This window comes from Pseudomonas sp. S5F11 (genome assembly GCF_019641515.1).
GTDB classification, from domain to species: Bacteria; Pseudomonadota; Gammaproteobacteria; order Pseudomonadales; family Pseudomonadaceae; genus Aquipseudomonas; species Aquipseudomonas rhodesiae.
On sequence record NZ_JAIFJZ010000001.1, the window covers coordinates 5,136,686 to 5,150,815 of the forward strand.

Sequence of the window (14,130 nt, forward strand, 5' to 3'; positions counted from 1 at the left end):
CTCTGGGTATTTGGACGCTTGCCATGTTTTCGGCCATACCCGGATAAACTTTAGGCGCGAATGACAATAAATCTCCACACGGGACTTCTCGTGCACAGTGTAGGAAAACCCAGCGTCCTCTACCAGCGATCTATAAAGCCACCTCCACTTGTCCTGGGGCGGTCACGCGCGCTTTGATCACGCGGTTTGAATTGAGGTTCTTAACCCGGATCTGCTCGCTCATGCCGCCGTTGGACAGTGCTTCACCGGGCATTTTCACATTCAAGGCGCCGCTACTGGCTGAAATCACCACCTGATCGCCCTTACGGATAACCTCGGCCTGCTCTAAATGAACCAGCGTGAGAACCTGATCGGTGACCACTGGTCGGGTTAATCTCTGCCCGATGGCCTGGTCGACGCTCGTCAGATAGCCCTGACTGATCTGACTGATGTCACGTTCGCGTAAGACGACATCCTCAAAAGCGATGATCCCGGTGCGCTTCAGTGGCCTCGCCACCACCACCACATCGCGGAATAGTTTGACCTGCGCCGGCACAAACACGGTCCAGGGCGAGGCGCCGTCGCACCGGACCCTCACAGTCACACGGCCGATGGGCTGGGCAGGACTTTCCAGGGTGGCTGTCAATTCCTTGTCGCACATCGGCATGCGCAGGCGAGGGTCCAATTGGTTGACTTGGATTTCATAACGACCCAGCGTCTGTGTAGTTGCCAGATAATCTTCTACAGTGAACTCAAGAAAGCCTTGAGTGACGCCGATAAGGAGATCAGGCAAGGTGACGTTCTCTGCGCGGGCCGTGGTGCCCAGGCAGAAAGCCAGCAATGCCATCGAGACGCTGAGCAATCTGCGGTGGCGGGGGTGTCGGGAAACTGTCGTTTTCATATCCATAGCCAACAAATAGCAAAGCTCGTGCCGTTTAGTGTCGGGTGCGCGTCGTACCCCCGAAGGTTTTAGCGTAGGAGTCTGGGCATGGCAGGTGTAATGGATTCAGTAAACCAGCGCACACAGCTGGTAGGGCAGAATCGCCTGGAGTTGTTGCTTTTCCGCCTCGATGGCAGGCAGCTGTATGGCATCAATGTGTTCAAAGTGCGGGAAGTGCTGCAATGCCCCAAACTGACGATCATGCCCAAATCCAGTCCGGTGGTATGTGGTGTGGCCAATATTCGCGGCGCCACTATCCCGATTCTTGATCTGGCCCTGGCGACAGGCTCGTCCGGTCTTCAGGACCGTGAAAGTCCGTTCGTGATCATCACCGAGTACAACACCAAGACCCAGGGTTTCCTGGTGCGCTCGGTGGAGCGCATCGTCAACATGAACTGGGAAGAGATCCATCCACCACCCAAGGGCACCGGCCGCGATCACTACCTCACGGCGGTGACGCGGGTCGATAACCAGTTGGTGGAAATTATCGATGTGGAGAAGATCCTCGCCGAAGTTGCCCCTACCTCTGAGACCATTTCGGTGGGCGTGGTCGATGCCGAGACGGCGCACAAAGCGGTGTCCTTGCGTGTGCTGACGGTGGATGACTCTTCCGTGGCGCGCAAGCAGGTGACCCGTTGCCTGCAAACTGTCGGTGTGGAAGTGGTGGCGCTCAACGATGGCCGCCAGGCGCTGGATTACCTGCGCAAACTGGTGGATGAGGGCAAGAAGCCGGAAGAAGAATTCCTGATGATGATCTCGGATATCGAGATGCCGGAAATGGACGGCTACACTCTCACAGCCGAGATACGTAGCGACCCGCGTATGCAAAAATTGCATATCGTCCTGCATACTTCATTGTCGGGTGTATTCAACCAGGCCATGGTCAAAAAGGTCGGGGCGGATGATTTCCTGGCCAAATTCCGTCCTGATGACCTTGCATCGCGGGTTGTCGACCGGATCAACGCAGCAGATCACGGCTAAGGTTTAACCTTGGCGATCATACGATTTTAGAGGCGGTATCAGTGTCGACAGGTAATTTGGATTTTGAACAGTTCCGGGTCTTCCTGGAAAAGGCCTGTGGCATATTGCTCGGTGAGAACAAGCAGTACCTGGTATCCAGCCGTCTCAACAAGCTGATGGAGCAGCAGGGTATCAAGTCCCTGGGCGAGTTGGTTCAGCGGATCCAGAGTCAGCCGCGCAGTGGGCTCAAGGAGATGGTGGTCGATGCCATGACCACCAACGAAACCCTGTGGTTTCGCGATACGTATCCGTTTGAAGTGCTTAAAAGCAAGGTGCTGCCGGAGGCCATCAAGGCCAGTCCCGGACAGCGCTTGCGCATCTGGTCGGCGGCTTGTTCGTCGGGGCAGGAACCGTACTCGATTTCCATGGCTATCGACGAGTTCGAGCGGACCAACATGGGCCAGTTGAAGGCTGGGGCACAGATTGTCGCCACTGACCTGTCCGGGACCATGCTGAACAACTGCAAGACCGGCGAATACGACACCCTGGCACTGGGTCGCGGTTTGTCTCAGGAGCGTTTGCAACGTTACTTTGACTCCAAGGGAGCAGGGCGTTGGGCGGTAAAGGCGCCGATCAAGAGCCGAGTGGAGTTTCGCTCGTTCAACCTGCTCGACAGTTACGCCAGCCTGGGTAAGTTCGACATGGTGTTCTGCCGCAACGTGCTGATCTACTTTTCGGCCGAAGTGAAGAAAGACATCCTGTTGCGTATCCATGGCACGCTCAAGCGTGGCGGCTACTTGTTCCTCGGAGCGTCTGAGGCGCTTAACGGCCTGCCGGATCACTACCAGATGGTGCAGTGCAGCCCTGGCATCATCTACCAGGCCAAGTAAACAAGGCCTGTGCAGTCAAAAATGTGGGAGGGGGCTTGCCCCCGATAGCGTTGGATCGGTCACCTCTATGTGACTTGATACACCGCTATCGGAGGCAAGCCTCCTCCCACTTTTAGTTTTGCGGCAATCCCCCATTGCCGCTTTACTGGCGCCAAGCGGAAGCCGCTTGCCGCTTTTCTGGCATTGCCGCCGGTAATTTCTGCTTAAGTCCTTGATATATGGGGACTGAAAAAATTGGCATGCACCTTGCTATACCTCTGTCAACGAACAGCAGGTCAGCCTAAAGGTTTCCGCCATGAGCATCAGCTTCGATAAAGCGCTCGGTATCCATGAACAAGCCCTGGGCTTTCGCGCCCAGCGTGCCGAAGTCCTGGCCAACAACATTGCCAACGCCGATACCCCGAACTACAAGGCTCGGGATCTGGATTTCTCCGCCGTGCTCGCTGCACAGCAGGACAAGACCAAAAACGGCACCTTTGCCTTGAATATGACCAACAGCCGTCATATCGAAGCGCAAGGCCTGAGCAGTGGTGACGAGTCGCTGCTGTATCGCACGCCGATGCAGCCATCCATCGATCAGAACACCGTCGACGCGCAGCTGGAGCAATCTGCCTATGCCGAGAACTCGGTGAACTTTCAGGCCAGCTTCACCCTGCTCAACAGTAAATTCAAAGGGCTGATGTCAGCCCTGCGTGGAGAGTAAGCCATGTCCCTGTCCAGTGTTTTCAATATTGCCGGCAGTGGCATGAGCGCGCAGACCACGCGCTTGAACACCGTCGCCAGTAACATCGCCAACGCCGAGACCGTGTCTTCGAGCATTGACCAAACCTACCGCGCCCGTCACCCGGTGTTCGCCACCATGTTCCAGGGCGGCCAGAGCGGTGGCAGCGATTCGCTGTTCCAGAACCAGGACGCCGCGGGCCAAGGTGTGCAGGTACTCGGCGTAGTCGAGGATCAAAGCAACCTGGAAGCCCGTTACGAGCCCAACCATCCGGCGGCGAACGAAAAAGGCTACGTGTACTACCCGAACGTCAATGTGGTCGAGGAAATGGCGGACATGATTTCGGCCAGCCGCTCGTTCCAGACCAACGCGGAAATGATGAACACCGCCAAAACCATGATGCAGAAGGTCCTGACCCTGGGTCAGTGATAAGGGGCGCCAACCATGGCCATTGTCGATACGTCTAATAACACGGCGGTTCAAGACCTTTTCAACTCGAAGGTCAAGACGGCGTCGGACAACACTAACTTAGCGGATGCTTCCAAGGCCGCGACCGGCAGCCAGTCACTGGGCAAGGACGCATTCTTGCAGTTGCTGGTCACCCAGCTGAAAAACCAGAACCCGCTGTCGCCCCAGGACAACGGCGCGTTCGTTGCCCAACTGGCGCAATTCAGCAGCCTGGAAGGCATCAACACCCTCAATGACTCGGTGAATTCGATTTCCAGCAACTTCAGCTCCTCCCAGGCGCTGCAGGCTTCGTCTCTGGTAGGTCGTTCGATCATCACCCAGACCGACAAGGCTTTGGTCGATACCAGCAAGAGCATGACCGGTTCGGTGGCGGTGACGGCGGCGACGGGCAACGTCTCCGTCAAGATTACCGACAAGGACGGCAACGTGGTCCGCACCATCGATATGGGCGCCCAAAGCGCCGGCACGTCCGACTTCATCTGGGACGGCAAGAACGACAAAGGTGAGGTGGCGGCAGCGGGTACTTATACCTTCGCGGCCACGACCAAGAACGACAAAGGCGACTCGGTGGCCCTGGCGACTTCGCTGCCGGCAACGGTGACCAGCGTGACGCTGAGCAAGACCGGCGGCGAAATGCTGCTGAACCTGGCGGGCGGCATGGGCAGCGTCAAGCTGTCGCAAATTCAGACTATCGGTACATAGAGCCGGCTAAATACGGCAGAAGGAGAGAAACATGTCTTTTAACATCGGCCTTAGCGGCCTCTATGCAGCCAACAAACAACTGGACGTGACGGGCAACAACATCGCCAACGTCGCGACCACTGGCTTCAAATCCTCTCGTGCGGAATTCGCCGATATCTACGCTGCCTCCAAGCTGGGCACCGGTCAGAACAGCATTGGTAACGGTGTGAACCTGGCGGCGGTGTCACAGCAGTTCACCCAAGGTGACGTCAACGGCAGCGGCGGTATCCTGGATATGGCGATTCAGGGCGGTGGCTTCTTCGTGCAGAAGGGCAGCGACGGCTCGCTTGAGTACACCCGTTCCGGTGCGTTCCGTGCCGATAAGGACGGCTACATCACCAACAACACCGGCACCTCGCGTCTGCAAGGTTATGCAGCGGATGAAGACGGCAAGATCATCAAGGGCGGCCTGACCGACCTGCAACTGAACCTGTCGAATCTGCCGCCAAAGGCGTCCACCAAAGTGGACTCCACCAGTAACCTGAACTCCTCCGAGCCGGTGATCGACCAGACGCTCAAGCCGTTCAACCCTACCGATACCAGCACCTTCACCACCCAGTACAGCACTACGTTGTACGACTCCCAGGGTAATGCGCACCCGATGGTGCAGTACCTGGTGAAAACCGACGGCAACAAGTGGAACGCCTACACCCTGATCGACGGCCGCAACCCGAACGGTTCGGCGCCTACCGGCACACCGTCCACGCCGCCTGTTCCGTCGACCCTGAGCTTTGATGGCGCGGGCAAACTTACCGGTATTCTCACCGGGACTGTTTCCAGCACGACTCTGAACATCACCGGCTGGGTGCCAGGCACCGTGACCAATGGTGTGTGGAAGGCAAACGGTGCGGATGCCAACCCGACCGGTATCGCCATCAACATGGCCAACATCACGCAGTACAACTCCGCCACTTACCGTAACCCACCGGTGACTGACGGTTATGCGACTGGCCAGATCACCGGCCTGAAAATTGACGGCAGCGGTGTACTGTTCGCCACGTTCAGCAACCAGCAGAGCAAGGCCATCGGCCAGATATCTCTGGCCAGCTTCAACAATGAGCAGGGGCTGCAGCCTTCCGGCGGCACTTCCTGGCGTGAAACCTTTGCTTCGGGCCAACCGGGTTACGACACCCCTCAGGCCGGTACCTTGGGTTCGATCGTGGCCAACTCGCTTGAGAACTCCAACGTCAACCTGACCAACGAACTGGTAGACCTGATCAAGGCCCAGAGCAACTACCAGGCGAACGCCAAGACCATCTCGACCCAGAGCACCATTATGCAGACCATCATTCAGATGACCTGATGCCATGGCGTTATGCGTTTGACTTAAAGCCCCTCCATCGAGGGGTTTTTTTTTAATCAATATCATCTGGAACGCCCTACACCCCCAATACCACCCAGGAAGCGGCGAGCCGTTGAGTGTGTGATTTTGGTTGGGGGAGAGCGATGGGAAATCAGTGGCAGGTGGGTCTTGTCGGGACCGGAGCGCATTTTCCTGCTGGAGCGGCACCGCTTTATTTGAGCGAAAAAGGCGCGACAGTCAATATTAACGATGACGTGAGCGCAAATAAGAGCGCCGTCGCAACACTGCTCAAGGAGCTTGACGACGCGCAAATTACCGGCAAGAGCCAGACCGTCCGGGAGCTACGCGACAAACTTAATGAGAAGCGCAAAGCGCTTGGCGACGAGGAGTTCAAAAAAATCCTTGAGCAACTCAAGGAAGAATGGCCGAGACGGTGGCTGGATCTTTTGAAGATGCTGTTTCCGGATTTGTTCCCTGATGAGCCTTCTCCTTCTCCGCAGCCATCACCTGGTGGTGGTGGTGGTGGTGGCAGGGTCAACCCTACGGACTTCGGTCCCGTGCAGGCTATGACCAACAAGCCGTTTACTGAAGGCGCCAAGTACACTGATTATAAAATCGACAAAAGCAATCCGGGGCAAAAACCTGGCATGTCTAGAGAGGCCGGCAATATCTGGAGCGGTTTCAAGCAAGGTCCTGATGGGAACTGCACCACAGTGGCTGCAATAAAGGCTGCAATGATGAAGTTTGGTCAGAAACCCACCGATATTTTCAAGGACGTGACAGCCAATGGCGATGGTTGGGATATACAGATGCGAGATGGGTTCCAACTCCATCTAAGCAAGAGCGAACTGCAGCAGGCCGCCCAGCAGGCTCGGTTCATGGGTGATGATGCGGGCATGATGACCGATGCCAACTTCTTATACGCAGCAAGTGCAAAGCGGGCTCATATGGAGGGCAATCAGGGATGGGGATTTGGTAATGACGCTAATGCACGCAGAAGCTTCGCAGATGCCTTGGTCAGTTTGAATGACGGTGAAATGCTCTCCGAGGGACTTGATCGTCTCGGGTTGAAAGGTTTGTACCGGCAATCTTCAAGTTCTGAGCTTGCAAGCGGCGTGCTTGGCGTCGTGGCCTATGGCGGCCATGCGATGGCATCCATTGGCGGACATGTGGAGCTATGGGGCGGACGAGGCGGCCAGCCTCAGAATGGTGGCGAGGCGTATGCATTCAAATAATGGCAAAGACCGTTCAGGATTCGTGGCGCTGTAAAAACAAAAAAGCCCGTCAATCCAAAGGGATGACGGGCTTTTTAGTCATGAGCTCAGCTTATTGGCAAGCTTCGCAATCCGGCTCGTCGATAGCACAGGCCTTTGGCACTGGCGCTGGGCCGGCCGGGGCGGCGAGTACCGAATCATCACCGTGGTTGCCGCTGGACACTGCGTTCAGCTTACCGGTGTTGATGGTCGACTTCTCGGTGCTGGTTGCGGCCAGGGCGCGGAGGTAATAGGTGGTTTTCAGGCCACGGTACCAAGCCATGCGGTAGGTCACGTCCAACTTCTTGCCCGAAGCGCCGGCGATGTACAGGTTCAGGGACTGCGCCTGGTCGATCCACTTCTGACGACGGCTGGCAGCGTCAACGATCCACTTGGTGTCCACTTCGAAGGCAGTCGCGTAAAGCTCTTTGAGTTCTTGCGGGATGCGCTCGATCTGCTGCACGGAACCGTCGTAGTACTTCAGGTCGTTGATCATCACCGAGTCCCACAGGCCGCGGGCTTTCAGGTCGCGAACCAGGTACGGGTTGATCACGGTGAATTCGCCCGACAGGTTCGATTTCACATAAAGGTTCTGGTAAGTCGGTTCGATCGACTGCGACACGCCGGTGATGTTGGCGATGGTGGCGGTCGGTGCGATGGCCATGATGTTGGAGTTACGAATACCTTTCTGCACACGGGCACGTACCGGCGCCCAGTCCAGGGTTTCGTTCAGGTCAACGTCGATGTACTTCTGGCCACGGGCTTCGATCAGGATCTGTTGCGAGTCCAGCGGCAGGATGCCCTTGGACCACAGCGAACCCTGGAATGTCTCGTAGGCGCCGCGCTCGTCGGCCAGGTCGCAGGAAGCCTGGATCGCGTAGTAGCTGACCGCTTCCATGGACTTGTCGGCGAACTCGACCGCAGCGTCCGAACCGTAAGGAATGTGCTGCAGGTACAACGCGTCCTGGAAGCCCATGATCCCCAGACCCACTGGGCGGTGCTTGAAGTTGGAGTTCTGCGCCTGTGGCACCGAGTAGTAGTTGATGTCGATCACGTTATCGAGCATGCGTACGGCGGTGTTGACGGTGCGCTCCAGCTTGGCGGTGTCCAACTTGCCGTTGACGATGTGGTTCGGCAGGTTGATCGAGCCCAGGTTGCAAACGGCGATCTCGTCCTTGTTGGTGTTCAAGGTGATCTCGGTGCACAGGTTGGAGCTGTGGACCACGCCCACGTGCTGCTGCGGGCTGCGCAGGTTGCACGGGTCCTTGAAGGTCAGCCACGGGTGGCCGGTTTCGAACAGCATGGACAGCATCTTGCGCCACAGGTCTTTGGCCTGGATGGTCTTGAACAGCTTGACCTTGCCTGGGTACTCGGTGAGGGCTTCGTAGTACTCGTAGCGCTCTTCGAAGGCCTTGCCGGTCAGGTCGTGCAGGTCCGGTACTTCGGAGGGCGAGAACAGGGTCCACTTGCCGTCATCGAAGACGCGCTTCATGAACAGGTCAGGAATCCAGTTGGCGGTGTTCATGTCGTGGGTACGACGACGGTCGTCACCGGTGTTCTTGCGCAGCTCGATGAACTCTTCAATGTCCATGTGCCAGGTTTCCAGGTAAGCACACACAGCGCCTTTGCGCTTGCCACCCTGGTTAACAGCGACGGCGGTGTCGTTCACCACTTTCAGGAACGGAACTACGCCCTGGGACTTGCCGTTGGTGCCCTTGATGTACGAACCCAGTGCACGCACTGGCGTCCAGTCGTTGCCCAGGCCACCGGCGAATTTGGACAACATGGCGTTGTCGTGGATCGCATGGTAGATGCCCGACAGGTCGTCCGGCACGGTGGTCAAGTAGCAGCTGGACAGCTGTGGGCGCAGGGTGCCGGCGTTGAACAGCGTCGGTGTCGAGGACATGTAGTCGAAGGACGACAGCAAGTTGTAGAACTCGATGGCGCGGTCTTCTTTGTGCTTCTCTTCGATCGCCAGGCCCATGGCCACGCGCATGAAGAACACTTGCGGCAGTTCGAAGCGGATACCGTCCTTGTGGATGAAGTAACGGTCGTACAGGGTTTGCAGACCCAGGTAGGTGAACTGCTGGTCACGCTCGTGGTTGATGGCCTTGCCGAGCTTTTCCAGGTCGAAAGTGGCCAGGACCGGGTTCAGCAATTCGAATTCGATACCCTTGGCGATGTACGCAGGCAGGGCCTTGGCGTACAGGTCGGCCATTTCATGGTGGGTGGCGCTTTCGGCGACTTTCAGGAAGCCCAGGCCTTCGGCACGCAGGGTGTCCATCAGCAGGCGTGCGGTCACGAACGAGTAGTTCGGCTCGCGTTCAACCAGGGTACGGGCAGTCATCACCAGCGCGGTGTTGACGTCGGTCAGGGCCACGCCGTCGTACAGGTTCTTCAGGGTTTCGCGTTGGATCAGGTCGCCGTCGACTTCTTCCAGGCCTTCGCAGGCCTCGGTGATGATGGTGTTCAGGCGGCCGAGGTCCAGCGGCGCAAAGCTGCCGTCGGCCAGGGTGATGCGGATCGACGGGTGCGCTTGTACCGCTGCTTCTTCGGCGGGAGTGCGCACGGCACGTTCCTTGGCGCGCGAATCGCGGTAGATCACGTAGTCGCGGGCGACTTTCTGTTCGCCGGCACGCATCAGGGCCAGTTCGACCTGATCCTGGATTTCTTCGATGTGGATGGTGCCGCCCGAGGGCATGCGACGCTTGAAGGTTGCGGTGACTTGTTCGGTCAGGCGGGCAACGGTGTCGTGGATACGCGACGAGGCGGCAGCGGTGCCGCCTTCAACTGCAAGAAACGCTTTGGTGATGGCGACGGTGATTTTGTCATCGGTGTAAGGAACGACAGTGCCGTTACGCTTGATCACGCGCAGTTGGCCAGGTGCAGTGGCGGACAGATCCATAGTCGAATCGGCGGCCTGCGGCACGGAGCCCTGCGGGTTCTCGCGAGTTGTGTCGGTTTGCATGGGGGGGTGTCTCCACATTCTATATTTATTTGGGCACCATCACGGTGCCCACCGTTCCGTCCTGAAGCACTTACAGCAGGCCTGGGCCTGGCATAACAACTTCGGGACAGTAGGAAGGGGGCTGTTCGCGCCGCTTCCATGCCGAAGTCTTCGGTTCGGGGCTCAATGCCCGTGGCCGTATTCCTGGTAGGTGACAGTTGCCGGATTCAAGCACTGCAACACCCATACCGATTTACGCTGTTGAAGCTTGAAAACGGTCGCCATCCGCGTGCGCGGTTTGGGCTTTCAAAAATTGCTTTGGTTCAACCAAACGGGAGCAAGAAATGACTTGAGTTTCTTGTCTGATCTGTGTTTGGTGGTTTCGCTTAAAACCCTACATGTAGGGGTTTTTTAGCGCCGAGCTACAAGATAATGCGTTTTGGAGGGCTTAGCAACGCACGGCCTGTGGATAACGCTGTGGGTAAAATGTGTATGAAACGTGGAACGCCCGCGTAGGCCGCAGCACTGCTGGATTCAGCCGTTTGTCACTGAATATTCCAAGATGAAAACAGCCGGTTGGATTTTTGAGGGCGCGAACCCTATCACAAAAAAAGGTGATCACCGAATGGATTTCCTGGCTTGTGTTTGAAGGCTGGCCCATGGCTACAATCGGCGGTAGTTTGCCCTTGCCAGATGACAGCTGTAGGAGCGCGCCTTCCTGCAGACGAGCTCGGCGATCACCCTGGCATCTTGCATAGACGCGGGCCCCTTGGGCTTCTCCAACAATAAATACAACCGAGGTAGCGGATGGAGCATGACGCCTGGCAAATCCTGATCGTCGAAGACGACGAGCGATTGGCCGAGTTGACCCGTGATTACCTGCAAAGCAACGGTCTGAGGGTTGCGGTGGAAGGCAATGGAGCGCTGGCGGCTGAGCGCATCATCGACGAGCAACCGGACCTGGTGATCCTCGACCTGATGCTGCCTGGCGAAGACGGCCTGAGCATCTGCCGCAAAGTGCGCGAACGCTATGACGGCGTGATCCTGATGCTCACCGCGCGCACCGACGACATGGACCAAGTGCTCGGCCTCGACCTGGGCGCCGACGATTATGTGTGCAAACCCGTGCGTCCGCGCTTGTTGTTGGCGCGTATCCAAGCGCTGTTACGCCGCAGCGAGCCGGCAGAACCGGCGACGGTGGAGCTGCAACGGCGCCTGCAGTTCGGCCCGCTGGTGGTGGACAACGCCCTGCGCGAAGCCTGGCTGCATGACACCGGTATCGAGCTGACCAGCGCTGAGTTCGACCTGCTGTGGCTGCTGGTGGCCAACGCCGGGCGCATCCTGTCCCGCGAAGAAATCTTCATTGCCCTGCGTGGCGTCGGCTATGACGGCCAGGATCGCTCCATCGATGTGCGCATCTCGCGGATTCGCCCGAAAATCGGCGACGACCCGATCCACCCACGCCTGATCAAGACCATCCGTAGTAAAGGCTACCTGTTCGTCCCCGAAGCCGCCGCTGACATGCCGCTGTGAACTCGATCTTCCTGCGTATCTACGGCGGCATGTGCGCCGCGCTGATCCTGGTGGCGTTGCTTGGCGTGCTGGCGCTGCACCTGCTTAATGAGGTGCGCAGTGGTCAGTATCGCGAACGCTTGGCCCACGGCACGTTTGCCTTGATGGGCGACAACCTGCAGCCCATGAGCGCCATTGAACGTCAGCGCGCCCTGGCGGTATGGGAACGTCTGTTAGGCATTCCTCTGGAGTTGCGCACCCTCGCCGAAGCCCGCCTGGACCTCAGCCAGCGCACGCGCCTGCAACGCGGCCAAGTTCTGGTGGAACAGACCGGCCCCCACGCGGCGCGGGTGGTGCGCCTGGTCAGCGAGCAGGAACAACTGGTGCTGACCGGCGAAGTGCAGCAGATCAGCGAGCAATTGGCCCGCGCGACTATTTATTTACTGGCCGATGAGCTGGTGCGCTATCCCGAGGCCGAGCAGCCGCAGCGGCTGGCGGATATCAAAGAAGCCAAGGGTTTCGGCTTCGACATGCATTTGATGACCCTCGACCAGGCCGACATGGACGATGATCAGCGTCGGCGCGTGTCCGAGGGCGACACGGTGATGGCACTAGGCAAGGGCGGAGATTCGATCCGCGTGTTCGCCGGTATGGTCGGCACGCCGTGGGTGCTGGAAATCGGCCCGTTGTATCAAATGAACCCGTACCCGGCGCAATGGCTGATCCTGATTGCGTTGATCGGCCTGACCCTGATCGGCTTAATCGTCTATTTCTTAGTCCGTCAGTTGGAGCGCCGGCTCAAAGGGCTGGAAGCGGCGGCTACCCGTATCGCCAAGGGCAATCTGCAAGTGCGCGTACCGGCCCGTGGCGCGGACTCGGTGGGGCGCTTGGCGGCGGCGTTCAATGGCATGGCCGAGCACTTGCAGCAATTGCTGGCGATCCAGCGCGAACTGGTGCGTGCGGTGTCCCATGAACTGCGCACGCCAGTGGCGCGCCTGCGCTTTGGCCTGGAGATGCTAGGCGATGCCGCCACGCCGGAAGCGCGACGCAAGTACCTGGACGGTATGGACAGCGATATCCAGGATCTGGATGGACTGGTGGACGAAATGCTCACCTACGCACGCCTGGAGCAAGGCTCGCCGGCGCTGAATTTCCAGCGGGTGGACCTCAATGCGTTGCTCGATCAGGTGATCGGCGAATTGTCGCCACTGCGCCCGCAGATCACCGTCAGTCGTGGCATTTGTCTGTCATCGGTGCATTGGGATGATGCCTGGGTCGATGCCGAGCCGCGTTATCTGCATCGCGCGTTGCAGAACCTGGTGTCCAATGCCATGCGTCATGCCCAGGGGCAAGTGTTGATCAGTTATCAGGTGGGCCAGGTACGTTGCCGCATCGACGTGGAGGATGACGGCCCCGGCGTGCCGCAAAGCGCTTGGGAGCGTATCTTCACGCCGTTCCTGCGCCTGGACGACAGTCGCACCCGCGCTTCGGGAGGCCATGGTTTGGGCCTGTCTATCGTACGGCGCATCATTTATTGGCACGGCGGGCGGGCGTTGATCGGTAAGAGCAACAACCTGGGCGGGGCGTGTTTCAGCCTGAGCTGGCCGCGGAGCCAAGAAAAACCGGCAGATTGATCAATGGGGCTGTTTGGATACCGCCACGACGCTCAAGAGCTGACCATCGTCGAGCGCAAACTGCCCCTGCAACTCTTTGCCCTGGCACCACTCATGGGACAGGTCCGTCAGCAACCGCAGGCGCACCTGGCCTGTTTCGGACCACTCCAGCAACTCGGCGTGCTCAAAGTAAAAGCGCTTCTGCACAATCGGATAGAGCGCCTTGAACAGGCTCTCCTTGATGGAAAACGTCAAGGTCACCAGCAGGGCGACCTGCTCTGGCGCCAGGGCGACCATGCGTTGCAACTCATCGGCGGTCAGGATTTCCGCGGCCAGGCGTTGCGCCCGCTCCAGGCTCAGCAGGTTCTCCAAGTCCATCCCCAGGCCGCGCCACTGCGCCTTGTGCCCGACAATCGCGGCGGCGTGGCCGGTGCTGTGGGTGATGGAGCCGCTGATAGACGTGGGCCATACCGGCGCGCGGTCTTCGCCAATGGCCGGGATGCAGTCGTGGTGACCGAGCTGATGCAGCGCGGCGCGGGCGCACACACGACCGGCGAGGAACTCGGCCTGACGCTTGGCGACCGAACGCTGGATACTGGCCGGCGGCGGCACGGCGCAACGTTGGAAATCATCCGCTACCAGTGACGCAGGATCGAAGCGGGTGCTGAGGAATACCGTGCCCGGCAAGCGTTCGGGTAACGGCCAGCGAGCGTCAAGTGGGGTGCAGCAAGCGGGTAGAGGATTCATGGGCGCTATTTTGCCCAGTTGCCGCGCCACAGGATAGCCCGCGCCGGTTCAGGTTG

General features: G+C 58.6%; 12 protein-coding genes. 9 read left to right on the forward strand and 3 right to left on the reverse strand.

The window, feature by feature from the left end; genetic code table 11:
* Positions 1-130 precede the first annotated feature (130 nt).
* On the reverse strand, positions 131-886 hold the full coding sequence (flgA, locus tag K1567_RS23295; protein ID WP_034099914.1) for a flagellar basal body P-ring formation chaperone FlgA: 756 nt from the start codon (positions 884-886) through the stop codon (positions 131-133).
* 81 nt (positions 887-967) lie between these two features.
* Between flgA and K1567_RS23300 the strand changes: the two genes are divergently transcribed.
* The 7 genes from K1567_RS23300 (at position 968) to K1567_RS23330 (ending at position 7,237) form a co-directional block, all read left to right on the forward strand.
* Positions 968-1,900, forward strand: a complete 933-nt coding sequence (locus K1567_RS23300) for a chemotaxis protein CheV (protein WP_034099913.1) — start codon at positions 968-970, stop codon at positions 1,898-1,900.
* Between the two features lie 41 nt (positions 1,901-1,941).
* The gene (cheR, locus tag K1567_RS23305) at positions 1,942-2,769 is read left to right on the forward strand and encodes a protein-glutamate O-methyltransferase CheR (protein WP_034099912.1); all 828 of its coding nucleotides are present in this window, start codon (positions 1,942-1,944) and stop codon (positions 2,767-2,769) included.
* Between the two features lie 295 nt (positions 2,770-3,064).
* On the forward strand, positions 3,065-3,472 hold the full coding sequence (gene flgB, locus K1567_RS23310) for a flagellar basal body rod protein FlgB (RefSeq protein ID WP_003175633.1): 408 nt from the start codon (positions 3,065-3,067) through the stop codon (positions 3,470-3,472).
* Between the two features lie 3 nt (positions 3,473-3,475).
* Positions 3,476-3,919, forward strand: a complete 444-nt coding sequence (gene flgC / locus K1567_RS23315) for a flagellar basal body rod protein FlgC (RefSeq protein ID WP_024076985.1) — start codon at positions 3,476-3,478, stop codon at positions 3,917-3,919.
* A 15-nt stretch (positions 3,920-3,934) separates the two neighbouring features.
* Positions 3,935-4,660 (forward strand): flagellar hook assembly protein FlgD, encoded by a 726-nt coding sequence (gene flgD, locus K1567_RS23320; RefSeq protein ID WP_034099911.1) that lies wholly within the window; start codon positions 3,935-3,937, stop codon positions 4,658-4,660.
* A gap of 31 nt (positions 4,661-4,691) precedes the next feature.
* A complete protein-coding gene (gene flgE, locus K1567_RS23325; protein WP_034099910.1) occupies positions 4,692-6,002 on the forward strand; it encodes a flagellar hook protein FlgE in 1,311 nt (436 codons plus the stop codon).
* Between the two features lie 143 nt (positions 6,003-6,145).
* Positions 6,146-7,237, forward strand: a complete 1,092-nt coding sequence (locus K1567_RS23330; protein ID WP_259445022.1) for a hypothetical protein — start codon at positions 6,146-6,148, stop codon at positions 7,235-7,237.
* A 91-nt stretch (positions 7,238-7,328) separates the two neighbouring features.
* On the opposite strand, the gene K1567_RS23335 is transcribed toward K1567_RS23330, so the two are convergent.
* Complete coding sequence (locus tag K1567_RS23335) at positions 7,329-10,223, reverse strand: ribonucleoside-diphosphate reductase subunit alpha (protein ID WP_034099909.1); 2,895 nt, start codon at positions 10,221-10,223, stop codon at positions 7,329-7,331.
* Between the two features lie 786 nt (positions 10,224-11,009).
* On the opposite strand from K1567_RS23335, the gene K1567_RS23340 reads away from it, so the two are divergent.
* Positions 11,010-11,735, forward strand: a complete 726-nt coding sequence (locus K1567_RS23340; protein WP_034114870.1) for a response regulator — start codon at positions 11,010-11,012, stop codon at positions 11,733-11,735.
* On the forward strand, positions 11,732-13,348 hold the full coding sequence (locus K1567_RS23345) for an ATP-binding protein (protein WP_047882815.1): 1,617 nt from the start codon (positions 11,732-11,734) through the stop codon (positions 13,346-13,348). Before K1567_RS23340 ends, K1567_RS23345 begins: the two co-directional genes overlap by 4 nt.
* On the opposite strand, the gene K1567_RS23350 is transcribed toward K1567_RS23345, so the two are convergent.
* On the reverse strand, positions 13,349-14,074 hold the full coding sequence (locus tag K1567_RS23350; protein WP_220698911.1) for a 4'-phosphopantetheinyl transferase: 726 nt from the start codon (positions 14,072-14,074) through the stop codon (positions 13,349-13,351). It abuts the gene before it with no gap.
* Positions 14,075-14,130 lie beyond the last annotated feature (56 nt).

What these genes read in the sequence shown, in the direction of transcription:
- flgA (WP_034099914.1), bottom strand. Translation starts at nt 886, where the DNA reads ATGGATATGAAAACGACAGTTTCCCGACACCCCCGCCACCGCAGATTG.
- K1567_RS23300 (WP_034099913.1), top strand. Translation starts at nt 968, where the DNA reads ATGGCAGGTGTAATGGATTCAGTAAACCAGCGCACACAGCTGGTAGGG.
- flgB (WP_003175633.1), top strand. Translation starts at nt 3,065, where the DNA reads ATGAGCATCAGCTTCGATAAAGCGCTCGGTATCCATGAACAAGCCCTG.
- flgC (WP_024076985.1), top strand. Translation starts at nt 3,476, where the DNA reads ATGTCCCTGTCCAGTGTTTTCAATATTGCCGGCAGTGGCATGAGCGCG.
- flgD (WP_034099911.1), top strand. Translation starts at nt 3,935, where the DNA reads ATGGCCATTGTCGATACGTCTAATAACACGGCGGTTCAAGACCTTTTC.
- flgE (WP_034099910.1), top strand. Translation starts at nt 4,692, where the DNA reads ATGTCTTTTAACATCGGCCTTAGCGGCCTCTATGCAGCCAACAAACAA.
- K1567_RS23330 (WP_259445022.1), top strand. Translation starts at nt 6,146, where the DNA reads ATGGGAAATCAGTGGCAGGTGGGTCTTGTCGGGACCGGAGCGCATTTT.
- K1567_RS23335 (WP_034099909.1), bottom strand. Translation starts at nt 10,223, where the DNA reads ATGCAAACCGACACAACTCGCGAGAACCCGCAGGGCTCCGTGCCGCAG.
- K1567_RS23340 (WP_034114870.1), top strand. Translation starts at nt 11,010, where the DNA reads ATGGAGCATGACGCCTGGCAAATCCTGATCGTCGAAGACGACGAGCGA.
- K1567_RS23350 (WP_220698911.1), bottom strand. Translation starts at nt 14,074, where the DNA reads ATGAATCCTCTACCCGCTTGCTGCACCCCACTTGACGCTCGCTGGCCG.